This is a genomic window from Brevibacterium renqingii (assembly GCF_017808095.1).
Lineage (GTDB): Bacteria > Actinomycetota > Actinomycetes > Actinomycetales > Brevibacteriaceae > Brevibacterium > Brevibacterium renqingii.
In genome coordinates, this window is sequence record NZ_JADBHG010000001.1 from 913625 (window position 1) to 938245 (window position 24621).

Consider the following 24621-nt stretch of genomic DNA (forward strand, 5'->3'; position numbering starts at 1 on the left):
TTCTCCTTTGACGCTGCCGTCCCTCGCAGGTCGACCTCGCTGCCGGCGAATCATTGCACGGTGCCAATCCTACCGACGGTTCGAGGACCGCCGACGTTCATGACACTGTGACAGGATAACGTGCTCTGCCGTCGGTTTGAAGTCCACTTGCACGATTCGATGCCGAGCTGAGACTTCGATCGGGCATCGGACGCGGTTGAAGTCTCAGGCCGCGGCACCGAGGAGCTCGGCAGCCAGGAGCTCGATCGTCTGGATGCGACCGGGGTCCTCGCGCAGGTCCTCGCCTTCCATCGCTCCGGCGATCGGCTGGATCATGATCTCGTCGACATCGAATCGTGCTGCGAGTTCTTCGAGTTGCGCAACAGCCGACTTCGTGTCGCCGATGATCCAGTTCTTCGACATTTCCTCCCCGACCATGCGTTCGCCGTCGTTCATAACCGATCGGACGTCGTCGCCGGCCAAGTGCAGCTTCTCCATCGGGCCGCCGGTGCGCAGACGTGACATCTGCAGCTGGAAGGGCTCGGAACGCAGCTGTGCCTCTTCAGCAGTGGGTGCGACCACGACGTTGGCCGTGACGAAGGTCTGCGGTTCGTCTCCATAGGCGCCCGGAGTGAAATTGTCGCGGTAGATCTTCATCCCCGTGGTCGCCCCGGAGGCGAAATGATTGGCGAAGACGTAGGGCATGCCGAGTTCGGCGGCCAGACGTGCCGAGTAGCCGGAGGAACCGAGAAGCCATGGCAGAGGCTGAGTGCCCGGCACTGCGGCCGGTGTCGCCTTCAGCACGTGTTCGCGGCCGCCCTGCAGAGGGATGCGCAGCCCTTCGGGGGCCATCAGACCGAGAGTGTCGATCACATGCTGCGGGAACTGCTCGACGGGGTCGATGGCTCGCCCTTCCCGGTCGACCATGCGGCCTTCGCCGAGGTGGCCGCGCATCGCCGCCGACGTGATGGGGTCCGTGCCGGGTGCGCGTCCGATGCCCAGGTCGATGCGGTCACCGTAGACCGCAGAGAGCAGAGCGAAGAGTTCGGCGACCGCCAGCGGCGCGTGGTTGGGAAGCATGACCCCGCCGGATCCGAGTCGGATGTGCTCGGTGCCCTGCCCGAGGTGCATGAGCTCGGGGCCCGGCATCGTCGATGCGATGGAGGGCATATTGTGGTGCTCTGCGACCCAGTAGCGGGTGAAACCGAGGCGGTCTGCCGTGTCGATGATCTGCTTCGAGGCGGCGAACGAATCTGCGGTGCTCTGTCCGGTGCGAACAGGCACGAGGTCAAGAATGGAAAGCTTCATATCGAAAGCAACAGCAGTCGCGAGGCGTTCATTCCTGGCGGCCCGTTCAGGGCCCGAGCGGGATTGAATGGGATTGCAGGACTCAGCCGAAGAGAGTCTCGCCGATCTCGCGCGCAATGAATCGGGCGTGGAGAATCGGTTCTCTGGCTTGGTCGATCGATGCCGGAGGCACCCAGGCCGGTCGGCCGTCCGCGAGCATCCGGCAGAACCAGTCGGACTTGTCGATCAGGTGGTGATGGGCAGAGCATGCCAACGTGAGGTTGTTGACGTCTGTTCTGCCTCCTCTCGCCCAGGGGACGATATGGTGCGCCTCGCACCAGCCAGGTGGCGTATCGCAGCCGGGGAAGGTGCACCCTTGGTCGCGACTGGCAAGAACCGCAAGCTGCTTCTCAGTTGCCAGTCGCCGTTCGGTCGCAAGTGCCATCGACTTCGTCTTCTCGCTCATGAGGTGGAAGAAGACCGAGCCGTTGAGCCCGTCGAGTGCGGCAGTCGTGATCGGAAAGGGCGCCTCGTCTCCGGTGGCTGCCCTGCCGGTCCGCGCGACGAGGTCCTCGGCCTTGGCCGTGACGACCAGGGCGTAGGCGGCTCCTGCCTTGATCCGGTTCATCTCGATGCTGCCGATGAGGCTGGAGAAGCGTTCGTAGATGCGTCTGCGAACACTGGGCTGTTCGGCGGCCATTGCCACCAGTGAACCGTCTTCCCTCACTCCCGCCCCCTGTGGGATCTCGCCGTCATCGCCCGCCTGCGGGAGCGAGAAGTCGAGCGAGGGGTCGAGGCAGTCCGAACGGTCTCCGCGCAGAACTTCGGTAAAGGCATCGACGACTGTCTGGTCGAGCGCCTCGGCGGCGCCGTCCTCGCTGACCTTCGACTTCTCATCGGTCTTGATCCGGGAAGTGAGCAGCCCGTTGAGGACTCCGCCGGTCTCTTCGTCGAGGCGGCCCTTGAACGTCCAGGTTCCGTCTTTCATCTGGCGCAGATTGACGTTGAAGTCCTCACGGTCGGCCGCCTCCTTCGGCGGAGCCCCGTCGGGATCGATCCAGCCGAGGATCTCGTCGAAGAGCACATGGATATCGCGCACGCGCACCGTCGGTGCCTTTTCGACGAGCAGCCTTTCGGCCTCGATTCTGTCGTCTTCGGCAGCTGTCGGCGGCAGCGCCTTGAGGCACTTGATAATCGTCGTCGCCTGGTTCGACGACAAGGCGCCCTCACGCAGGGCGGCGGCGAGGATCGGGAACTTCGCTTCGATCGATTCCCCGCTCATACTGGTCCGTCTGCCCAAATGCTCGGCGAGCTGCGTCCTGCGATAGGCCTCATGAGAGGAGAGGTTCAGGCGGTGCTGCACCAGAGCCTTCGTCGTCTTGGCTCCGAAGTCGCGGGGCGTTCCGACTCGTTCGAAGACGGAGAGCGTGACGATCGACAGGGATTCCGTCAGCCGGTCCAAGGTCTCGAGCCCGTCGAGCACCGTCACGGCATCGTCGGGGCCCATGGGGCGGGTGAAGTCGTGCAGTTCCCCGAGCAGCCCCTGCAGTCTGTCGATGCTCTCGGTGACTTCCGGAGCGATGTGGTTGAGATCCGACCAGCGATACTCATCGAGCAGCGGATGTGCGCTTGCAGCCGCGCCTCTGTTCTCGGCCACGGCTCTGTGCCGTTCGGTGCGTTCGAATTCAGCAGCACGCTCGGCTTCGCGCTGCCGCCGCTTCGACTCCTCGTACCGCGCTTCGCGCTCGTCCCACTCGGCGTTCGCACGCTCGATCTCCTCACGGCGCTGCGGATTCCTACTGAGGAACTCCTCATGCTCGATTGCACGCTGAGCCTCACGCTCTTCGCGCTTCTCCTGCATCCAAGCTGCCTGACGCGCTTCGATCTCTTCGATACAGGCCTGGACTTCCGCCTCATTTCGCGGAGGCCCCGGATCAGGCGACCACAGGCCCTCACCGCCCCGGAAATCGCTGCCCTGAAGCGCTGAGGAGTTCGCCGCGCCGGCTTCTTCTTCGGCATCCTCCTCGACCGGAAATTCGGCGGTGCCGTCGAATCGATCGGCCAGGGGGTGCCCGGTGAGGTCGAACCCTGCTGCTTCGAGAAGTTCCCGATAGGTCGGCTTCTGGTCTTCGGGAGAGGCGGGCAACGGGGATGGCTGTGGGTCAGCTTCGGAATCGTTCTGCTCGTCGTGCCTGCGGTCGGGGATGAGAGCCATGTTCTCTGTGTCCGTTCATCATCATTGATGGTTTCGACTTATCCATATTCTAATCCACGATTAGAACAGAGTCCATAGTTCTGTGCGATTCTTTCGCATTTCTTTTCGTGCTGTTCGAACGAGTGCTATTTGAGCACCTTTGGCAGACCGTCGATTCAGCTTCGACGCGTCGATGTCAGCCTACGACGCGCAGGTGACACGAGAATCGCGAGGCGAATCGCACCGTCCCGCGGTCGAGCAGGGCAGAACTGCTCTTCAGCGACCGAGGGGCTGAGCAATCCGGACGTTGGGTCGACGCCGGCGCAGTCCTCTCCGGCACCCACGTCCTCGCCTGCGCAGTCCTCGCCGGCACCCACGTCCTCGCCGGCGCAGTCCTCGTCGACCGGTCACGTAGACGCCGACCTCATCACTGAATCGGCCGACCAGCCCACCCAGCCAACGGAAGAGTTCAGTGGGCGGCCTTCACGCACAGCACCGGGGCCGCGGCGTCGAGGATGACCTTCTGGATCGTCGACCCGAGGAGGAACTTGCCGACCGGGGTCCGCTTCCTGGTCCCGAGCACGATCAGCTCGGCGCCCACCTCGGTCGCGGTGTCGAGGATCTGTTCGGCAGGGTCGTACTCGCTGCCGAGCGTCAGCACGCGGAATTCGACGTCGGACCTTCTCAGGTAGTCCTTGACGGATTTGAGCTCACCCTCGCCGAGGCGGTAGGAATCATTGCGCTGAGCCGACCGTGATGCGTTGACGACGACCAATTCTCCGCCGTCCTTCTTCACATGGGCGATTCCCGCATCGAGAGCGGCATGGCCGGCGGGGTTGTTGACGTAACCGACGAGAACAGTCATTCTTCACCTTCATTGGGTTGAGCCGAACAGTGCTGAGTGGAACGGTCGGAGCCCCACTGCTCCAGGATAGCGAGATGCGGCGCCGCGCTCCGAGACCGTCGCCGTCCCAGCGAGGACACTGCCCCACGGAACGGCGCACAGCCTCGGCGCGACATCGGCTCCACGCGCGGCATCGGCTTCACGTCAGTTCCTCGGGATTCCGGAATCGCGTGCTCGTTCCCTTGGTGGAACGGTTCCACAGCCAGGTCACGACCCACAGGACGACGCCGATGCCGACGAGTGCGACCGCGATCTGGTACTGGACGAGTTCGTCGAGACGGGCCCATGGGCCGACGAGGAACGCACAGCTGATGACGCCGAGCCACGGCAGGAACGTGGGCGCCTTGAAGTGATCGTGGTCGGCCGGCTGCTTGCGCAGGATGAGCACGGCCACGTTGACGACGGCGAACACCGCCAAGAGCAGCAGCGAGGTGGTGCCGCCGAGCGAGGCCGTCACGGTCTCCGGCAGGATCGTCGTCACCGCGATGATGAGCGCATAGGCGATGAGCGTCGTGAAGATGATCGACACCCACGGCGAGCGGCGACGGGCCATGACCTTCGCGAACACCGGGGGGAGCACGTTCTGCTTGGACATTCCGAAGAGCAGGCGGCTGGCCATGAGCATGTTGATCAGCGCCGAGTTCGCCACGGCGAACATCGTCATGAACGGGAAGATCGTGTCGATCGGCAGGCCGGGAGCCCCGGCGCGGACGACCTCGAGCAGGGGCGTCTCGCTCTCGGTCAGCACACCGATCGGCACCGCCGCGACGGTGACGAGGGAGACGAGCACGTAGATCACGCCGGTGATCGTCAGGCCCGAGAGCATGATCTTCGGGAACACGCGCGGGTCCTTCGTCTCCTCGACCATGTTGACCGAGTCCTCGAAGCCGACCATGGAGAAGAAGGCGAGCGCCGTGGCGCCCGTGACCGCGAGGAAGACGCTCTTGTCCCCCTCGGTCTCGAAGATCATCACCCGTGAGAAGTCCGCATCACCGGACCCGAGGGCGAAGAATCCGACGAGGATGACCAGCAGCAGGCCGCTGAGTTCGATGAGGGTGAGGACCACGTTGAACCACACGCTCTCGCCGACGCCGCGGAGGTTGATCAGGGCGATGAGGGTGAGGAAGCCCAGCGCGATCCACATCACCCCGGTGCCCGAGACGTCCCAGCCGAATCCGGCCACGAGGTTCGCAGCGAAGACGTTCGACGCCGTCGACGCCGAGGTGATGCCGGAGCTGAGGACTGCGAAGGCGACGAGGAAGGTCACGAAGTGGATCCCGAACGCCTTGTGCGTGTACAGAGCCGCACCCGCGGCATGCGGGTACTTCGTCACGAGCTCCATATAGGAGAACGCGGTGATCAGCGCGATGAGGAAAGCGAGGATCACCGGCGCCCAGCCGGCGCCTCCGACCTGTCCGGCCACCTTGCCGGTCAGCGCGTAGACGCCCGTTCCGAGGATGTCGCCGACGATGAACAGAAGCAGCAGCTTCGGCCCCATCACCCGCTTGAGAGTCTCGGGGTGGTGCCCATCTCCTGCATCGACTGTGGTCGTGGGTTCCTTGTCGCTCACGATTCCTCCATCTCCGCCGCAGCCGCTTCAGCCGCAGTCCTGGCAGCTCCGAATGGTGTCAGAGCCCCGCCCAGTATGCATCAGCCCCGCACCACATCGAGAAACGCAGTGAACAGCACCTTCGCATCACGTTCGCTCTCGGGGCCCAGCTCCTCCGCCTCTTCCACCAGAGTAGCTTTATCGAACCCGAGCTTCCGCAGTTTCGCCGCATCCCATCGCAGAATGTTCGCGCGTGTCGCCTCCGGGTGGAACTGCGTGCCCCAGGCACGTCCCATCCGGAATGCCTGGAATTCGCAGGCTTCGCTCGAGGCCAGCAGCGTCGCCTCGGTCGGCAGCTCCACGATGCGGTCCACATGGCTTTCGAGGAACGACGTCCGCTCTCGGATCACCGAGAACACGGGATCGGCGGCCGCCTCGGCGGTGGTATCGATCCGGGTGTATCCCTTCTCCGGCGCTCCGGTTCTGGCTCGCACGTCACCGCCGATCACATGGGCGATGAGCTGCCCACCGAGGCAGATCCCGAGCTGCGGCAGGTCTGTCTCCAGCGCATGGCGGACGAGTTCGGCCTCCTCGGCGAGCCAGGGTGCGCGGTCGGTCTCATCGGGCATGTACCCGCCGCCGAGCGCGATCAGGCCGTCGTAGGCCTCGAGTGCGCTCGGATCCGGCAGGTGCGAGACACCACCGATGCGCAGATCGAATTCGACGTTCTCGCTGATCATCCACGGTGTCAGCAACCCCGGCTGAGAATCGATGTCATTGACGATGACGAGCAGCCGGGTCATGATCGGTCCCTCGCCGAGGCGGCCGCTGCCTCGTCCGCTGATCCGAGGAAGGCCGCGTACGCCTCCTCATGGGCCTCGAGGACTCGCATGGCATTGGCGAACCCGAGCTTGTGCAGGTCGGTCTCCGACCAGCCGCGTGAGGCGAGTTCGGCGAAGAGGTTCGGGTACTGGCCGGCGTCGCCTAGCCCGGTCGGCAGCTCATCGACTCCGCAGATGTCGCCGCCGAGGCCGATGTGGTCGATCCCGATCCGTTCGCGCACGTAATCGCAGTGGTCGGCGACATCGGCCACGGTCACCTCGGGGGCGGTGCCCTGCTCTCCGGCCTCGACCCATCTGCGGCGGGCATTCGAGACGAACGAGGGGACGAAGGTCATCATCGCCACTCCCCCATTGCCGGGCACGCGATCGAGGACGTCGTCGGGGATGTTCCGCGGATGCGGGTTGAGTCCGTAGGCGCAGGAGTGGGTGAAGAGCACGGGCAGGGTGGTGATGTCGAGCGACTGGTGCATGACCGAGGGAGCGACATGGGACAGATCGATGATCATGCCGATCCGGTTCATCTCGGCCACGACCTCGCGTCCGAACTCGCTCAAGCCCCCGTGCTGCGGCTCGTCGGTGGCCGAGTCCGCCCACGAGTGCGTCGTCGACCAGGTCAGTGTCATGTAGCGGGCCCCGGCCCGCGCATAGGAGCGCAGCACGGCCAGCGATTCGTCGATCTGCTGGCCTCCCTCGACGCCCATGAGCGAAGCGACCCTGCCCGCACTGCGAGCGGCCCGGACCTCGGCGGCCGTCCGGGCGAACTGCAGACGTTCCGGGTAAGCGGTGACGAAGCGCTGCACCGCGTCGATCTGCTCCCAGGTCGCCTTGACTGCGTGCGAGCCGGTGATCGAGGAGTGGACGTAGACCGACCAGTACTGCGCGGCGACATGGCCGACCGCCAGCTGATCCATCGTGGTGAACGGCGAAACGGCAGGATCGTTGAGACCCGCGACGCTGTAGTCGCGCTCCTCGCGCAGATACCAGGCGAGGTCGTTGTGTCCGTCGAAGACTTCGTAACTCATGGCAGTGCTCCTTCATTGCAGGTGGTGGATGTTCGCAGCAAGGCCGCGGCGGCGGCCGCCGTGCGGGTCGGCACGACTGGATGTGCAGTGGTCGGCATCAGGTTCACTCTCATCCGATCCCCGACATCAGCTGTGCCGTCCACAGCCCCAGGAAGGTGCCGGAGAAGGTGCCGATGAGCGCGAAGAGCACGCCGACCGGCACCAGCTGCCGGTTGAAGGCTCCTGCGACCACCGGCGCCGAGGCGATCCCGCCGATGTTCGCCGTACTGGCCACGGCGATGCTGAACAGTTCGGTCTTCGTCAGCTTCGCGTAGATGAGCATGATGACGATGTGGACGAGGAGCACGATCACGCCCGCGACGAGGTACAGCGGAGCCTCCGCCAAGGAGGTGAAGTCGGACCCGGAGGCGATGATGCCGATGATGAGGTAGAGCATGATGGTCGCGAGCTCGCTCGATCCTGCTGCTCGCCCCCAGCGGGTCGAGCCGATGACCAGGCCGAGGACGCTCACGATGAGGATCGTCCACGCCGAGGCGTTGATCACCGCCCCCACTTCCGGAAGCAGCTCGCCTGCTCGGGCGGCCAGGGCGGAGACGAGCAGCGCGAAGCCCAGCAGACCGATGATCGAGGGAAGCGTCATCGGCTTCTCCTCCTCACCGGTGACGCGGTCGGCGAAGTCGAACTTCGAGGTGTCGGCCTTCGTCCATCGGTTGAACCTGTCGGAGACGGCGACCGAGGAGAAGATGAGGAGCAGCCAGAACGAGTAGAGCACGGTGTCGACGATGAGCACATAGCCGAAGATGTCCTCGGGTGCCTCGAGGATGTTCTGGACCGCGACCATGTTCGCCGAGCCGCCGGTCCAGGAGGCGTTGAGCGCACCGAGTGCCTTCCACGATTCCGGGGCCAATGCCGAATGCACGATGAGATAGGCGACGATGAAGCCGATCATGATGCTCACGGCCGTGACCACGAAGGTCAGCAGCAGCTTCGGCCCGAGCCGGATGATCTGTCTGACATCGCATTTGAACAGCAGAAGCAGGATCATCGCCGGCAGCAGAGCGTCCTGCAGCCCGTCACCGACTCCGTCGACCGCGTCGTGGTCGAACAGGCCCACCGTGTTGAGCAGGGCCGCCACGATGTAGAGGAAGACGAACCCGGGGACATATCTGAATATCTTGAATCTCCCGCTCCGGTCGGCGACGACGAGAACCGCCGAGATCGCCAGCAGCAGGCTGATGAAAAGAAAACCGTCCGTGATCACAAACGACACTCCCTCGTTGGATAGGACCGCGCCCCGTCTGCCGGTCCGCCCGGAAGCGGACGACTGTGTCCGGACACCCCGAAGGGAGGGCTCCGGCACGGAGGAACGCAGGTGCCGAGCGCGGTGAAGCCATGTGTGGTTGTCGATTGGATCCGGTCGGGTGTGGACTCGGGCAATCTTCGTGGTCGAGGAGACCTCTCAGCCTGAGGCGGGCAGCTCTCGGTACTTCTTCGCCGCGCTGTTCACCGCGGCGATGAGTGCCTTCTGTGAGGACCCGTGGTATCTGGCCGTGATCGTCTCCGTGAGCCGACCGGTGTCCAGGATGTCCGCGTCGATGAACAGGTCCCTGATGAACTTCCTTGTCAGGGCCAACGTCGCCGAGCAGTCGACATCGAGGATTCGGTGTGTGTCCGCCTCGATCTCGAAGGCGATGAAGAACAGCCCGTACTGCGTCATGATCGGGTTGTTCGACGGAGCCTTCGCTTCGCCGGTGAGGTAGATCGAGGAGGTCATAGTCCGTCAAGAATACTCGAAAATCGGAGTGCGGCCGTGCGCACGCACGAGACCGTCTCGAGAACATCGGCGGACCGCCCTTCAGAGGAATCGGTGGATCACCTCCCCCGCTTCGCGCATGATCGGCATGACGTCGACGACTCGGTCCGTGCCGGGCTCCCAGTTCGCGAACACGGCGTAGGCCACTCGCCGCGTCGGCGTCATCGCGATCCCGGCGTCGGCACGGATCGTTCCGTTCGTGCCCGTCTTGTTCCACACCCATACGTCGCGCTGATAGTTGTAGTGCGCGAGCGGATCGAGGTCGAACGCCGAGGCGACCATCGAAGTGTCCGCACCGGCTCCCAGCCAGCGGCGGAAGATCTCGTTCGTCGACTCGTCCCAGAACTCGTCCTTCGCGTGCCGCGCCATGAAGTCGCTGATCTCCGCGGCGGTGCCCGTCGACAGGGTCCGCGGGGCCTTGGCCGGGCGCGGCCAGCGCAGGAAGTCGTGGAGCCCGGAGTTCCGGTAGCCCAAGTCCTCGACCTGGCGGGCGACGCTGTCGAGGCCGACTCGGCGGATGAGCACATTCGTCGCGAAGTTGTCGCTGAAGGCGCCGATGAGCAGGGCCACGTCGAAGATGCTCAGCTCGTCCTGCTCCATGAGGTACCAGATGCCGGACTCGTCGACACGTTCGCTCGGCCGCCGAGTCAGACGCTCCTGCAGATCGAGCGTGCCGTCCTGCGACATCTGCAGGACGGTATGGAGCAGGAACACCTTGCCCATGCTCGCGGTGTCGAGCTCCTCGTTCTCGTTGTGCGCGAACACCCTCTCTCCGCTGTCGACGTCGTAGGCCAGGGCGCTGAAGCGCACCCCGGGCAGTCCGTCGAAGTTCGGTTCGCTCATGGTCGTGCTCCTCTCGTCGTTCTCGTCGTCACGTTCCGGGGCCGGGCCGGCCGCTCGACGCTTCCGGAGTCGTTCTCGTCATCGCGTTCCGGGTACTGATCCCGCCGGTGCTCGTTTCGGAATCGCGTGTGTCCGCTCATCGGCTCACCCCCGGCCCTCCCCGGCGTCGTCCACCCGCAGGCGCGGGCGTCCGCCTGCAGGCGCCTCGAGTGTGGCCTCGACGCCGAGTGGCAGGCTCGGTGCATCCGGATCGTGTCCGAAGCCCATCTCGGTCACGATCGGGATGCCCGCCTCGCCGAGTGCGTCCATGACCAGAGCCTCGACTTCGGCGACCGGGACGCAGTCCTCCCAGGACCCGAGCACCACCGCGTCAGCCGAGTCGAACCACCCGCCGCGGACTGCCTGCACGAGCAGGTTGTCGAGCCGGTACAGTTCCTCGTCGACGTCTTCGAGCATGAGAATGCTCGGTCCGCGAGTCTCCCGCAGCTGCCTCGCGCCTGCCAGTTCCGGACTGCCGATGGCCGCTGCCACGAGACTGAGGTTTCCCCCGCCGAGGCGGCCCCGCGCTCGCCCCGGAACCAGAGTCCGCGCCCGGCTGCACGGCCCGGCGGATGCAGCAGCGGCGGGGCCGGCCGCACCCGCGGCTTGGGTGGGCGTTTTGGGAGGATTCCCGCGTGATTCTTCCGCCCATTTCGCCCACCTGAGCGACGAGTCCGGGTCCGTCGAGTCCGCTATGCCCGCTGCCACGGAAGAAGTGGTCGCGTTCGGAGATTTTCGGGCTCCGAAAGTATCCGATTGCGACCACTTCTCGCCCGCCGTGGCCTCGGCATCGGCCTCCGCCGCGGCGGCCTCCGTGCCCGCCGCGGCGGGGAAGCCGAGTTCGCGGCCGCCCCAGGGGGCGAACAGCCAGGAAGCCACCTCGGCGGGGACCACGGACGAGTTCTTGAACGGGTCGTTGCCGACCATCGGGCAGAACAGGGTCGCCGCCGACAGGTGGTGGTCCCAGGCCTGGTGGAGGGCGGTGACGTCCGAGGACCCGGTGAGCAGTTTGGGCCGGCCGTCTCGGCGCAGCATGTGCCGGCGCATGTGGTCGAAGTCGATGTCGTCGAGCAGCCGCATGGCTCCGAAGCCCCCGCGCAGAGCGATGACGGCGTCGGTGTCCGGGTCGCACCAGGCGTCGACGAGGTCGTCCCGCCGCTGCTCGTCGGTGCCCGCGAGGTACGGCACTCGGGGGTGGCGAGCGCGGATGTGCTTGCCCGGCACGACGTGAAGATCCCAGGATTCGAGCTGCCAGACGGCTCGGAGCAGCGACTCCTCGTCGGTGGGACCGGACGGAGCGATGAGGCGGACGGTGTCACCGGGCCGCAGCGGCGGTGTCTCGAGGTAAGGGCTGGCGGGCAGGTGAGTGTGCGGCCCGCCGCCGTACGGACGGTTGTGGCGACTACTCATTTCTCACCAGGCTCTGACTTCCCAGTCGGGGAACCGCGGCGAGCAGCTCCTGCGTGTACTCGTGCTGCGGGTTCTCCAGCACGCTGTCGACCTCACCGTATTCCACGATCTGGCCCTTCTTCATCACGGCCACCGTGTCCGCGATGTTCCACGCCAGACCGAGGTCGTGGGTGATGATGAGCGCACTCATCCCGAGGTTCTGCTTCAGCGCGAGGAACAGGGACAGGATCTCCCCGCGCACGGAGGCGTCCAGCGACGCCACGGGTTCGTCGGCGATGAGCACCTGCGGGTCCAGCGCCAGGGCACCGGCGATGACGACCCTCTGCCGCTGCCCGCCGGAGAGCTCCTGCGGAATCGATTCGAGGTAGTCACCTGCCGGGGTGAGCTCGGCGGCTTCGAGCGCACCGACCACCCGTGCGTACTCGTCGTCGCGGATGCCCTGCACCCGCAGACCTTCGACCACGGCCTCATAGACGCTGCGCTTGGGGTTGAGCGAACCGGCCGGGTCCTGCAGGATCATCTGCACCTGACGGCGGAACGTCCGCAGCGCCTTCGCCTTCCTCGGCAGCGCACGGCCCTGGAACGCCACCTGTGAGCCGGGCTCGACTTCCTGCAGGCCCAGCAGCGCCCTGGCCAGGGTCGTCTTGCCCGACCCCGATTGGCCGACGACGGCGAGGATCTCGGCTCTCCGCAGGGACAGGTCCACGCCCCGAACGGCCCTCTCCGTACCTCGCTTGGTCGCGAAGGACACGCTGACGTCCTTCGCCTCGAGCACCACTTCGTCGCTCATGGTGAACGGCTGGGCCCGGGTCACCTCGGCGGGTCGCAGCGTCCGCGGGTTCATCCGCGATTCCTGGTCGCCGATCTGCGGGAACGCACCGGCCAGCTGCTTCGTGTAGTCCTCACGCGGCCGCAGGCACACCTCGTCGCTGGGCCCGAATTCGACGAGCCTGCCGTGGCGCATGATCGCGAGCTTCGCGCACACGGCCGAGAGCACGGCGAGGTCATGGCTGATCATCAGGAGCGAGATCCCGCGGTCGGCGACGAGCGCGGCGAGTCCGGACAGGATCTGCTTCTGGACGATGACGTCGAGGGCCGTGGTCGGCTCGTCGGCGATGATGATGTCCGGTTCGCAGGCCAGGGCCATGGCGATCATGATCCGCTGCTTCTGACCGCCGGAGAGCTCGTGCGGGTAGGCCGAGGCCTTCGCGGAGTCGAGGTCGACCTCGGCGAGCAGTTCGAGCATCCGCGCCCTCCGCTTCTCCGGACTCGTCCACGTGTCCTTCGAGTGGTGTTCGAGGGCTTCGATGATCTGCCGTCCGACCTCGCGGACGGGGTTGAGCGAATGCAGGGCGCCCTGGAACACGATCGAGGCCTGCGACCAGCGCACCGCACGGATCTGCCCGAAGTTCAGCTCGCTGAGGTCCTTCCCGCCGAGGAGCACCCGCCCGTCCAGCCGCGCCGACTTCGGCAGCAGCCGCAGGGCGGACATGATCAGCGTCGACTTCCCCGATCCGGATTCCCCCGCGATGCCCAGCGTCGTGCCCGCGGGCAGATCGAGGCTGACCTCCCTGACCGCGGCGACGTCGCCGCGCGATGAGGAGGAGCGGTAGGTGATTGAGACGCTCTCGAAGCTCAGATCGGTCATCAGCGGCTCCTCAGGGCGGGGTTGATGATGGCCTCGAGCGCACGGCCGACCATCGTGAAGGCGAGCACGACGAGGAGGATCGCGATGCCGGGAGTGAGCACGTACCACCAATAGCCCGAGGTCGCGGCCGAGACGTCCATCGAGTTCTTCAGTATCGTGCCCCAGGACTCCTTGCTGGTATCGCCGAGCCCCAGGAACGACAGGGTGGACTCGGCGATGATCGCGCCGCCGACGGTCAGGGTCGTGTTCGCGAGCACGAGCGGCATGACCGCAGGCAGCAGGTGCCGGAACAGGATGTGCCGATGCCCGGCACCGAGGATGCGCGCCCTTTCGATGTATAGCCGGGACTCGACGCTCAGGGTCTGGGACCGCACGATCCGCGCCGTCGACGCCCAGGAGGTCAGGCCGATGGCGATCACGATGGTGAAGACTCCGCGTTCGAGGACGGAGGAGAGCACGATCGCCAGCAGCAGGGACGGGAGCACGATGAAGAAGTCGATGATGCGCATGATGAGGCCGCCGAAGAGTCCGCTGAAGTGTCCGGCGGCCAGCCCCATGATGGTGCCGATGACCATGGACATGACGGTGGCGGCGACGCCGACGAGGATCGACACACGCGCTCCCCAGAGGATGCGCACCCACAGCTCCCGGCCGAGGCCGTCGGTGCCCAAGGGGTGTTCGAGGCTCGGCGGGGCGTAGCGCGGAGCGTCGAGCTGCTTCGTCACATCGAGCATCGCGGCAGGGGCGATGAGCGGGGCGGCGAGCGCGATGACGACGAAGAAGAGCAGCACGAGGGCTCCGAGCAGCGCGGGGACGTCGGAGCGGAAGAGCGCCCAGTTCTTCTTCGCATTGTTCAGCCGACGTTCGCGGACGAGCTTCGCGCCGTCGATCGCGGCACCGCGCTCCCGAGGATCGCGGTCCGGGGATCCGGGAGCCGCCTCGGCGGTGGTGTTCGCACTCATCAGGCCCTCCTGACGCGGGGATCGAGGAATCGGTAGACGAGGTCGGCGGCCAGGTTCATCACGATGATGATCGCCGAGAACACGACGAAGGTCCCCTGCAGCAGCGGGAGGTCGGGGCCGCGGATGGCTTCGAAGGTGAGCTTGCCCAGGCCCGGCCAGGAGAACACGGCTTCGACGGTGACGGCACCGGCGATGAGGCCGCCGATGTGGAGGAAGACGACGGTGACGGTGGGCAGCAGAGCGTTGGGCACTGCGTGCCTGCGGCGGACTTCGTCCTCGGTCAGCCCCTTGGCGCGGGCGGTGGTGAGATAGTCCTCGCTCATCTCCTCGATCAGGGAGGCGCGCATGATCATGAGGAACTGGGCGTAGACGACGGCGACGAGGGAGACGACGGGCAGGATGAGGTGCTTGATCACGTCGATGATCCCGGCGGCCGACCACGGGTCGAGGCCGGGAGTGATCATGCCGCCGGTGGGCAGCCACTGCAGGGTGCCGCCGAAGATCATGAGCAGGATGAGGCCGAGCCAGAAGGTCGGGACGGACCAGAAGATCAGCGAGGTCGAGGAGGCGAGCTTGTCGAACAGCGAGTTCCTCCTCCAAGCGGAGAGCTGGCCGAGCCACAGTCCCATGGCGATCGCGATGAGTGCCGCGGTGCCGGTGAGCAGCAGGGTCGGGCCGAGGTATTCGACGATGAGCGAGGACACCGTCTTCCGATAGACATAGCTCTCGCCGAGGTCGCCGGTGACGATCCCGACGAGGTAGTCCCAGAACTGGACGATGACGGGTTTGTCGAGACCGTATTGGCTGCGCAGTTCGGCGATCTGCGCCGGGCTCATCGGGCGCTCCTTCGCGATCTTGAGCACGGGATCGCCGGGCAGCATCCGGAAGGCGAAGAAGCCGAGGACGATGACGAGGATCATCGAGGTCGCGGCCCCGCCGAGTTTGCGCAGGAAGTAGCCTGCGAACGATCCGCCCGCCGGCGGTTCGTCCGCATCGGTTGTTCCGGTGGATCCCGCCGCCGAGGCGGGGTCCGGGTCCGCCGGATCCGCGGAGTGGGTCGCCGAGGCGGGGCCCGGGTCCGTCGGATCCGCGGGGTGGGGATCGTTGCGGGAAGGTCTGGTCACTGGGGTGCTCCTGGTGCTGGGTGGTGCCGGGTGGTGCCGAGAGGGTGCTGTCGAGGACGGCGGCCCCGGCGTCCCGGACGCCGAAGCGGCGCCCGGGGCGGCGGGACCACGCTCGTGACGTCAGGGCCGCGCTCAGGACGGCAGGGCCACGGTCGGGACGGCGGGGCGGTTCCTATTCGCGGTCGTCGGACTTCCTGCGGCGGCTGAGCAGCCAGCCGCCTCCGCCGAGGACGACGATGACGGCTGCGGCGATTCCGATCCAGCCGCCCGCGCCCAGGCCCCCTCCGCCCGAGGCCTCCTCCGCACTCACGGGTTCGACCGAGGCATAGCCCCAGTAGCCGACCTGATTGGCGATCACTCCGCCGTCAGTCGGCTGCTTCGTGAAGTTCGTGAACCGATCGGAGCGGATGGCCTCGAGCTGACTCGGGTACCACAGTGTCACCGAAGGAGCCTCTTCGTAGTGGATCGCCAGGGCCTTCTGCACGAGTTCGGCTCTCTTGGCCTGGTCGAGTTCGACGTGCTGGGCCCGGTAGAGCTTGTCGAACTCCTTGTTGCACCAACCGTCTTGGCTCGTGCCCCCGTTGCCGTCGGCGTCGGGGCGCTGTCCGCAGGTGTTGATGCTCAGCTGATAGTCCGGATCCGGATTGATCGACCAGCCGGAGAAGTACATGTCGTAGTCGCCCTTGGTGGTGCGCTCCGACACCGTGTCGACATCGGTCGACTCGTTCTTCAGAGCGATGCCGATGTCCTTCATCCAAGGCGCGAGGAACTTCGCAGTGTTCTGCTCGATCGGCGCATCGGCGTCGGTGAGAAAGCGCAGCTCGAGCTTCTTCCCGTCCTTGGCCCGGATGCCGTCCGCCCCTTCCTTCCAACCGGCCTCGTCGAGCAGCTTCTTCGCCTTCTTCACGTCGAAACCGCTGATGACGGGGTCATCGGACTTCAGCGTCCAGTTCGGATAGACCGCAGGGATGAAGCTCGTGGCCGGCTGCGCGTAGTCGTGCATGACCTGTTTGCGCAGCGTTTCGATGTCGATGCCGGCGCGGATGGCCTGGCGCACCTTCTTGTCCTTCAGCGCCTCGCTGCCGGTGCCGAACTCCTTGCCCTCGGCATCGGCGACTCCGGGATTGATGGAGATGCCGTTGAAGCGGCGGCCGTTGCCGTCGTTGAGCTTGACGTTATCGGCCCCCTCGAGCGCGGTGAACTGATCCGGACTGAGGCCGGAGATGAAGTCGACCTCGCCGGAGCGGATGGCCTGCACCTGGGCGTCGGAGTTCGTGTAGTAGCGGTACTGGATCTCGTCGAGCTTCGGTTTGCCGCGCCAGAAGTTCGGGTTCGCCTTGAGCGTGATCGACTTGTTCGCCTCATAGCTCTCGAGCTGGAAGGGTCCCGAACCGACCGACTTCTCGTCGTTCTTGAACTCGCCGGGCTTGTCGATCTCCGACCACACGTGCTCGGGCACGATCGGGATCTCCTGGCCCGGATTGTTCGCCTGCGGCTTCTTCAGAGTGATGACGACAGTGGACTCGTCCGGAGCCTCGACCTTGTCGAAGTTCTCGACGAGGCTGCCGTTGGCGACCGCCATCTCCTCCTTCTCCATCATCTGGGTGTACGTCCACGCCACGTCCTTCGACGTCAGCAGTTCCCCATCGGACCACTTCATGTCCGGCCTGATCTGGTACGTCCAGACCTTGCCCTCGTCGTCCGTGTTCCATTCGGTGGCGAGTCCCTCGGTGACCGAGCCGTCCTCGGCGTCGTTGGCCACGAGGTTCTCATACATGTACCTGAAGGTGTTCGTCGGCACCAGGTAGAAGGAGGTGAAGGGGTTGAACGAATCGATGAATCCGTCGGTGGCGATACGCAGCACGTTCTCGGAAGCCGGAGCCTCGGACGTGGCCGCCTGTGCCGGGGCGGCGGCCAAGGAGCCGACGAGGGCGAGGGCTGCGACGCCGGCCAGGCAGCGGCGCCATCCTCTGCGCAGTGCGGAGTGTCTGCGCAGTGTGGGGTGAGTGAACATCATTGTCCTTCTGCTCGTGCGGTGATTCAGTTGTCACTCCCGTTTCGGACGAATGCGGTCGCTCGTCCGGAATGCGATGAGTGTGCTTTTCATCACTCTACGTTCGAAGTGCCAAGATCCACGCACAACACCACACAAAGTTGCTTGTCAGCAACTGTGCAAACACCACAGCGGCTCACGAACAGACGCCTTGCGCTCCTGGCGCTTCACGTCCTGCACTGCGTCCGCTCCGGTCCTCAGACCCCCTGCGGCGACCGGTCGCCGCTGCGGTGGGCGATCTGCTCGGAGGTCTCGGCCTTGCGCAGCTTCTGCACGATCGCGATGCCGACGAGCACCGCCAGACCGATGAGGGAGATCCACATGGCCGGGTAGACCAGAGCAATGCCGCCGGCGACCAGCAGCACTCTCTCCACCACGTTGGTGACGCCGAAGAAGTAGCCGGCCATACCCGCGGCCACGCCGACCATGCCCAGACACAGCGTCACGAGAGCCGAGACCATCTCCTGCCAGGTTCCCTGCAGCAGCAGCGCGGGCTGGAGGATGAAGACGTAGGGGATGAGGAATCCGGCGATCGCGATCCGCACCGCGGTGACTCCGGCCTTCATCGGGTTCGCTCCCGCGATGCCGGCGCCCGCATAGGCCGCGAGGCAGACGGGCGGGGTGATATCGGCGAGGATGCCGAAGAAGAACACGAACATGTGTGCGGCGATCAGCGGCACATCGAAGTTGTTGTACAGGATCGGTGCGGCGACCGTCGCCGTGACCACGTAGTTCGCCGTCGTCGGAAGCCCCATTCCGAGGACCAGGCAGGCGATCATGACCATGAACAGCACGATGAAGAAGTTGCCGCCGGCCAGATCGACCAGGCCCTTGCCCAGCTGACCGCCGAGGCCGGTCACAGTCACCGTGCCGGCGACGATTCCGGCCGTGGCACAGGCGGCGATGACCGGCAGCGCCGTGCGTGCCCCCGCGATGAGGACGTCGACGAGCGCGCGGGGGCTCAGACGGGTCATCTTCCGCAGGAAGCTGAGGATGAAGGCTGTGCCGATGCCGAACAGCGCCGCCCGGATCGGAGACATGCCCGAGAGCAGCGTGAGGACGATGACCACCAGCGGCAGCAGCAGGTCGAGCCGCTTGAGCAGATCGCGACCGTCCGGCAGGGCGGATTTCGCCATTCCGAGGATGCCGCTCATCTTCGCTTCGAAGTGGATGGACAGAAACGCACCGAGGAAGTAGAGCAGTGCGGGGATGATGGCGATGACGATGAGGCCGTTGTATTCGAGGTCGGGCACGTTCTGGGCCATGATGAACGCGGCCGCACCCATGATCGGCGGCATGATCTGTCCGCCGGTCGAAGCCGTGGCCTCGGTGGCGGCGGCGAAGTGGGGTTTGAACCCGGCCTTCTTCATCAGGGGAATCGTGAATGACCCCGAGGCGACGGTATTGGCCACCGAGGACCCCGAGACCATGCCCTGCAGTCCGGAGGCGACGACCGCCGCCTTCGCCGGTCCTCCGGTGTAGCGCCCGGTGAGCCGGAAGGCGAGGTCATTGAAGAACTGGCCGATGTTCGTGTGCACGAGCATCACGGCGAAGAACAGGAAGAGGAAGATGAAGTTCGCCGACACCTGCACGGGAGTGCCGAAGATGCCGGTGCCGTTGGACAGGAACATGTTCGTCGCGAGGTCCTCGACGCTCAGCCCGGAGTGCCTGAAGACGGGGCTGTGGTTGCCGAAGAGCCCGTAGAGGAGCGCGACTCCGGCGATGATGACGATGGGCAGGCCCACGCAGCGACGGGTGGCTTCGAGGATGAGCAGCACGCCGAGGATCGCCACGACGAAGTCGAGGGGCGAATAGCCGAGGATCTGGACCGAGTTGCTCACCAGACGCGAATAGTCGAAGAAGACGTAGAGGTTGCAGAACAGCCCTGCGAGCCCGAGCAGCACGTCGTACCAAGGGACGCGGCTGCCGCGTCCGATGAGGAAGTCGGCGACGCGATTGCCGGTGGCGGGAGCGTCGAGCAGCCCTTTGCTCGCCGGGTAGAGGAAGAAGATCAGCGCCGTCGCCCCGGCCAGGTGGAGCGACGAGTGCATCCACGTGTTGAACGGCCGCTCGAGTGCGGCGTAGAGGTGGTAGAGGGTGAAGACGACGGAGACTCCGCCGATCACCCACGCCCACCAGCCGAGATCCGTGCGGAACCGGCTCGAGGAGTCGACGTCGCGCAGGACCTTCTCTCTTGCCTGATCGGCTGCCACCGTCGGCGCGGCAGCCGCCCCGGCCGAGGAGTCCCCCGGTCGGGGCGCTGTCGTCTCGTCACTCACGGCAGGTCGATGCCCTCTTCTTCGAAGTACTTCTTGGCGCCGGGATGCAGCGGGACGTCGCCGATCCCCTGCATCGCGGTGTCCTTCTTGATGAGCTTGCCGACATCGAGGGTGACTCCGTCCGTGTTCTCGAACAGAGCCTTGGTCAGCCCGTAGGCCGTGTCCTCGCTGACCTGGTCGGTCGATGCCACGAGAGCGGCGAACACGGAGACCGTCGGCACGTCCTCGTCGAGGAAGTCATAGGCTTCGGCAGGGATGTCATAGGACTCTGCGCCCGTCGACTCCTCGATCGCCGAGGTGATGTCGTCGTCGAGTTCGAGCAGCCTGACATCGGTCGAGGCGGCCAGCTGAGTCAGGCCGGCGACCGGAGTGCCCACGACGAAGATCGTCGCGTCGATCTGCTTGTCGCCGAGCATATCGGTCGACGCCCCGAAGTCCGTGACCTCGGGGGTGTAGTCAGACTCGCCGATGTCCGCGGCCTCGAGGATCGCGTCGGAGATCGCCCGTGTGCCCGATCCGGCGTCGCCGACGGCGATCTTCTTGCCCTTGAGGTCATCGACGGACTTGATGTCCGAATCGTCGCGGACGATGATGTGCGCGGCTTCCGGGTAGAGGGAGGCCAGCCAGCCGACGTTGTCGAGCTTCGTGCCATCCAGGTCCTCGAGCTCGCCGTTGACCGCGTCGTTCGCGGTATCGCTCTGGGTGAATCCCATCTGCCATTCGCCCTGGTAGATCTTTCCGAGGTTCTCGGCCGATGCTCCGGACTCGACGTAGTTGACGGTGACCCCGTCGACGTTGTCCTCGAAGATCGAGGCGAGTTCGCCGCCGAGCGGATAGTAGGTGCCCGAGGTGCCGCCGGTGCCGAGGGTGAGGTCGTCCGTGGTTTCGCCCCCTCCTCCGCCGCTGCCTCCGGATCCGCAGGCTGTGAGGCTGAGCGCCAAGGCGGCGATGGCCGCAATGGTCATGCGTCGGAATGTCATGTCATCCTTCCTGGTACGTCGTCGTCACCAGCTGCTCAGCTGGATACTCAGTGATCTCCCTTGAGATTATGCGGAAGCGGTGAGCTTTTGGCTACTCGACCTGAAAGTTTGCTGAATCGTTAGATGCTGCCCTGCTCGGCAGGAGTGCTCGGGCTCGGCTCGGTCGGAGTGCTCAGGCTCTGCTCGGTCGGAGTGTTCAGGCTCTGCAGCTCTGACCCTCCCGCCTCGGCGAGCACGTCGTCGATCGACTGCCCGCGCCGGATGAGGAAGAACTGCAGCGCATCGTCGCCGGGGCGGGGCGCGGCCCCGGCGGACTGCGGCACTGTCTCCTCGGACTGCTGCGCGGTCCCTTCGGAGCCGGCTCCGACGGCTCCCTCGACAGTCGAGGCTCCCGCGGCGCGGTATCCGTAGACGGGCACGCGCGGGAGGAGGTTGTAGGAGAACGGATTCGAGAAGTAGTAGGCGCCGGTCTCGGGCACGGCCACGAGGTCGCCCGCGTCGAGGCGGGGCAGCATCCGGTCGCGGGCCAGGAGGTCACCGGAGAAGCAGGCCGGCCCGGCGACATCGGTGGGGGTCGCCTCGGCGGTCTTCGGTTCGCCGTCCGCGGTGAAGGGCAGGATGCGCAGCGGCCAGTCCGCGGGCGCATAGGCGGTGCGGGTGGCGACCTGGACGCCGGCCTGGGTCATGGCGATGCGGCGGTCTCCCGTGGTCTTCGCGTACTCGACCCGCGTGAGGATGGTGCCGGCCTTGGCCAGCAGCGCCCGGCCGAACTCCGTGACGATATCGAAGTCGAACAGTTCCGGCACCTGCTCCTCGAGCACGGCCCGGTACTCGGCGAAGGTCGGAGTGACGTCCTCGCCCTCGAAGTTCACCGACAGTCCCCCGCCGATGTCGATGCGGGTGATTCGCCGGCGGTCGGACACGGCTCGTGCGTCGCTCAGGGTTGTCGGATCCGACGCGTCCGAATCAGAAGCCGCTCGCGCGTTGATCTCCTGAGCGAGGTCGACGGCAGCGCGGACGCCGACGGCGGCCCGGTCGAGGCTGATGCCCTGTGAGCCGGAATGGACGTGGACCTGATTGAGCCAGGGTCGGGCCAGATAGGCTTCGATGAGCTTCTCGCGGGCGTCGGGATCGGCCAATCCGATGCCGAACTTCGAGGTCTCGGTGGCGGTGCTCAGCGCGCCGATCGCGCCGGTTCCCGACTGCGGATTGATGCGGATGCCGATGCGCGCCGAGGCGGGGCTGGGCACCTCCGACCCCGTCGGGGCGGAGCCCGGCACTTCCGATCGCGCCGAAGCCGGAGCGGGCTGTCCGGCCCCGGCAGAGTGACCGCGCCGACGTTCACCGAGGAGAGTGTCGAGGCGGGCGAGCTCTTCGAAGTTGTCGACGTTGATCGAGACGCCGAGGTCGACGGCCCGCCGCAGCTCCGTCCAGGTCTTGGCCGGGGAGTCGAAGACGATCCGTTCAGGAGTGAAACCCGCGGCGAGTGCGAGTTCGAGTTCGCCGGAGCTGGCGACCTCGCAGCCGGCACCCGCCTCGGCGTAGCGGTGCAGCAGCGCACGCACGGGCACGGCCTTGCAGGCCACCGCATGGAGGACATCCCTCTGCGAGACGAAAGCCGCGTTCAGCCGCTCGAACGCGGCACTCAGCCCATCGAGGTCCATGAGGCCGAGCACCGGGGTCCGGTCCGTGAGAACGGGCACGCAGGCACGTGCGGCAGGTTCCGGCTCGAAACCGTCCGGGTGACGGCCGCCCGGCTCGTAGCCGTCCGCGTGGCCGTCTCCGGCGCGATTGCTGCTCTCGGCGATCGCTCTGATCGCCCGTGCCCGGCTGTCCGGGATCGAATGGTGACTGCTCGGCATACCGTCCTCTGTTCGTGATCTCCTGTCACTGTAGGACGACTGAACTGAATGATCGGACAATAACGTGCCAAACTTCGCCGCCTCAGGTTGTAGGTTTCACACGAAAGTCGCCTCAGCCACTCGCGCGGTCATGGGCGAGCACCGAGAGTTCGAGCCACAGCCTGTCGGCCGGCGCGGCCGTCGACAGCCCCGTGATCTCTTCGATCCGACCCAGCCGGTGCCGCAGCGAATTAGTGTGCACGTGCAGCCGGCGCGAGGCCTCGGCGGAGTTGCCGACCGTGGCGAAGTACACGCGCAGGGTCTCGAGCAGACTGCCGTTGTGGTTCGCATCGTGACGGGCCAGCACACGAGCCGGCCGCACCACACGCTCGTCTCCGTCGCTCGCACCGGCGGCCAGCAGCACATCGGCGATGCGCAGCCCGACGACCTCGGCGGCGACATCGGCGGCCGTCGCTCCGGTGAGCGACTCGTCCGAGGCCGGGTCCGAGTCGGCGGGTCTGCGCGGCAGGGCGTCGACGACATAGACGGCCTCGGTCCAGGAGCGATGCACCTCGTCGAGGCGGTCCACGGCGCCGCCGACGCCGAAGCACAGCCGTTCGCCGGCAGGCAGCGACCGCCGCAGTGTGGCCAGCACATGGTCCCGGATCCGCTCGGCATCCAGCGGCTCGCTCATCTGCACGAGAGCCGCAAGGTGAGCGCCTTTCCCTGCGGTCGGGCCGATGTCCGCACCGGGATCGACGTGCGCGAGCACGGCATCGGCGAAGGCGGCCCGAAGATGGAACCGCAGGACGGGTTCTCGCTCGGGGGCCACCTCGGCGAAGGCGAGGGCACAGTAGTGGCCAGAGAACGGCAGCGCCAGCAGGGTCGCCGCGGGGCCGAGGTCGACCGAACCGGCGAGGATCCCGCTGAGCGCCTCGCGGCGGATGCGCTTCTCGAACGGCGAGCGGCGCAGTGTCCGCAGCATCACGGGCAGGGCGGCGCGGGCGGCGTCCCGGAGCACGTCCCGCAGCGGCCCCGGGTCGACCGAGGCCGGATAGGCCGCCCAGATCGTGCCGATCAGCTCGCCCTCACTGCGCAGGGCGATCACCGACCGGGCCGGAGAGCTGCCCGCTGCGGGACGTTCGACGACGTCGGTGGACCGTCGGATGGTGTCGAGGAAGCCTGATTCCTCGAGCTCGGCGATCCGCCAGGCGGGGATGGCGCCGGAGAGGATCGTCTCCCGTCGGATCTCATCGAGTTCGCCGCCGAGGTTGGCGTGGGCCAAGACGCGGGAGGCCGGGTCCTCGATCGTGATCGACGCCCCCGTCGACTCGGCGATGACCGCCGCCAGCGCGCTGAGGTCGTCGACATCGGGCCAGGCCAGGGCGTTCGTCACTCCCTCGGTGAGCTGACGCAGGTGGACGAGAGTTTCCGACCAGGTCACATGCGGTGAGCGTTCGAGGAGGACGGGAGCGTCTTCCGCGTTCGCGGACGTCTCGGCCTCGCCGAGGTGGGCGTGCGCTCCGGGCGGGAGGACGAGCGCGGCGGCTCCGGCGTGCTCGGCGAGGATCGTGTCGAGGCCCGAGCGGCTGTGCACCGCCTCGGTGATGAGGACGACGGCTCCTCGCATCCGCACAGCGGGCACCTGGGGCAGGTCGAAGCCGAAGTCGACCCGGGTGACCTCGTGATCGCGGGCCACCTCGGTCAGCGGGAGGAGGAGGCTCTCGGTATCCCGGATCAGCCGGGACAGGCGAACGCCAGCGGTGTCGGTCATGTTCTCACTGTAGCCAATGGCGCCTCTCCCACCCCGCGGGCCGCCAGCCGGCGGCGCAGCCTCCGGCCCGTCGCCCTG

General features: G+C 66.3%; 18 protein-coding genes. All 18 read right to left on the bottom strand.

The genetic code is table 11. The features are described 5' to 3' along the window. Nucleotides 1-204: 204 nt before the first annotated feature. A complete protein-coding gene (locus IIE29_RS04165; RefSeq protein WP_209323904.1) occupies nt 205-1287 on the bottom strand; it encodes an LLM class flavin-dependent oxidoreductase in 1083 nt (360 codons plus the stop codon). 82 nt (nt 1288-1369) lie between these two features. Next, nucleotides 1370-3481: an HNH endonuclease signature motif containing protein gene (locus IIE29_RS04170; RefSeq protein WP_209323905.1), complete on the bottom strand. Its 2112-nt coding sequence runs from the start codon at nt 3479-3481 to the stop codon at nt 1370-1372. 448 nt (nt 3482-3929) lie between these two features. Continuing rightward, nucleotides 3930-4325: a universal stress protein gene (locus IIE29_RS04175; protein ID WP_209323906.1), complete on the bottom strand. Its 396-nt coding sequence runs from the start codon at nt 4323-4325 to the stop codon at nt 3930-3932. 178 nt (nt 4326-4503) lie between these two features. Beyond that, a complete protein-coding gene (locus tag IIE29_RS04180; RefSeq protein WP_343071783.1) occupies nt 4504-5934 on the bottom strand; it encodes an APC family permease in 1431 nt (476 codons plus the stop codon). Nucleotides 5935-6014: 80 nt separating this feature from the next. After that, nucleotides 6015-6716 carry a type 1 glutamine amidotransferase gene (locus tag IIE29_RS04185; RefSeq protein WP_209323907.1) on the bottom strand — a complete coding sequence of 234 codons (702 nt, stop codon included), beginning with the start codon at nt 6714-6716 and terminating at the stop codon, nt 6015-6017. Further along, a complete protein-coding gene (locus IIE29_RS04190) occupies nt 6713-7777 on the bottom strand; it encodes a dipeptidase (protein ID WP_209323908.1) in 1065 nt (354 codons plus the stop codon). The genes IIE29_RS04185 and IIE29_RS04190 overlap by 4 nt, the downstream gene beginning before the upstream one ends. A gap of 109 nt (nt 7778-7886) precedes the next feature. After that, entirely contained in the window at nt 7887-9038 is a 1152-nt protein-coding gene (locus IIE29_RS04195; protein ID WP_209323909.1) for a DUF819 family protein, read from the bottom strand. Nucleotides 9039-9236: 198 nt separating this feature from the next. After that, nucleotides 9237-9551: a DUF3870 domain-containing protein gene (locus IIE29_RS04200; RefSeq protein WP_209323910.1), complete on the bottom strand. Its 315-nt coding sequence runs from the start codon at nt 9549-9551 to the stop codon at nt 9237-9239. Between the two features lie 81 nt (nt 9552-9632). Next, entirely contained in the window at nt 9633-10433 is an 801-nt protein-coding gene (locus IIE29_RS04205) for a serine hydrolase (RefSeq protein WP_209323911.1), read from the bottom strand. Between the two features lie 144 nt (nt 10434-10577). Next, complete coding sequence (locus tag IIE29_RS04210; RefSeq protein ID WP_209323912.1) at nt 10578-11882, bottom strand: S66 peptidase family protein; 1305 nt, start codon at nt 11880-11882, stop codon at nt 10578-10580. Continuing rightward, nucleotides 11875-13530 (bottom strand): ATP-binding cassette domain-containing protein, encoded by a 1656-nt coding sequence (locus IIE29_RS04215; RefSeq protein WP_209323913.1) that lies wholly within the window; start codon nt 13528-13530, stop codon nt 11875-11877. Before IIE29_RS04215 ends, IIE29_RS04210 begins: the two co-directional genes overlap by 8 nt. Next, complete coding sequence (locus IIE29_RS04220) at nt 13530-14492, bottom strand: ABC transporter permease (protein WP_246475673.1); 963 nt, start codon at nt 14490-14492, stop codon at nt 13530-13532. The genes IIE29_RS04215 and IIE29_RS04220 overlap by 1 nt, the downstream gene beginning before the upstream one ends. Continuing rightward, nucleotides 14492-15616, bottom strand: a complete 1125-nt coding sequence (locus IIE29_RS04225; protein ID WP_209323914.1) for an ABC transporter permease — start codon at nt 15614-15616, stop codon at nt 14492-14494. The genes IIE29_RS04220 and IIE29_RS04225 overlap by 1 nt, the downstream gene beginning before the upstream one ends. Before the next feature lie 172 nt (nt 15617-15788). Then, on the bottom strand, nt 15789-17630 hold the full coding sequence (locus tag IIE29_RS04230; protein ID WP_209323915.1) for an ABC transporter substrate-binding protein: 1842 nt from the start codon (nt 17628-17630) through the stop codon (nt 15789-15791). A gap of 236 nt (nt 17631-17866) precedes the next feature. Continuing rightward, entirely contained in the window at nt 17867-19948 is a 2082-nt protein-coding gene (locus IIE29_RS04235) for a TRAP transporter permease (RefSeq protein WP_209323916.1), read from the bottom strand. Further along, on the bottom strand, nt 19945-20928 hold the full coding sequence (locus IIE29_RS04240) for a TAXI family TRAP transporter solute-binding subunit (protein WP_246475674.1): 984 nt from the start codon (nt 20926-20928) through the stop codon (nt 19945-19947). Before IIE29_RS04240 ends, IIE29_RS04235 begins: the two co-directional genes overlap by 4 nt. A 119-nt stretch (nt 20929-21047) precedes the next feature. Next, the gene (locus IIE29_RS04245) at nt 21048-22790 is read right to left on the bottom strand and encodes a type III PLP-dependent enzyme domain-containing protein (protein ID WP_209323917.1); all 1743 of its coding nucleotides are present in this window, start codon (nt 22788-22790) and stop codon (nt 21048-21050) included. Between the two features lie 112 nt (nt 22791-22902). Then, complete coding sequence (locus tag IIE29_RS04250; RefSeq protein WP_209323918.1) at nt 22903-24543, bottom strand: PucR family transcriptional regulator; 1641 nt, start codon at nt 24541-24543, stop codon at nt 22903-22905. Between the last annotated feature and the right edge of the window lie 78 nt (nt 24544-24621).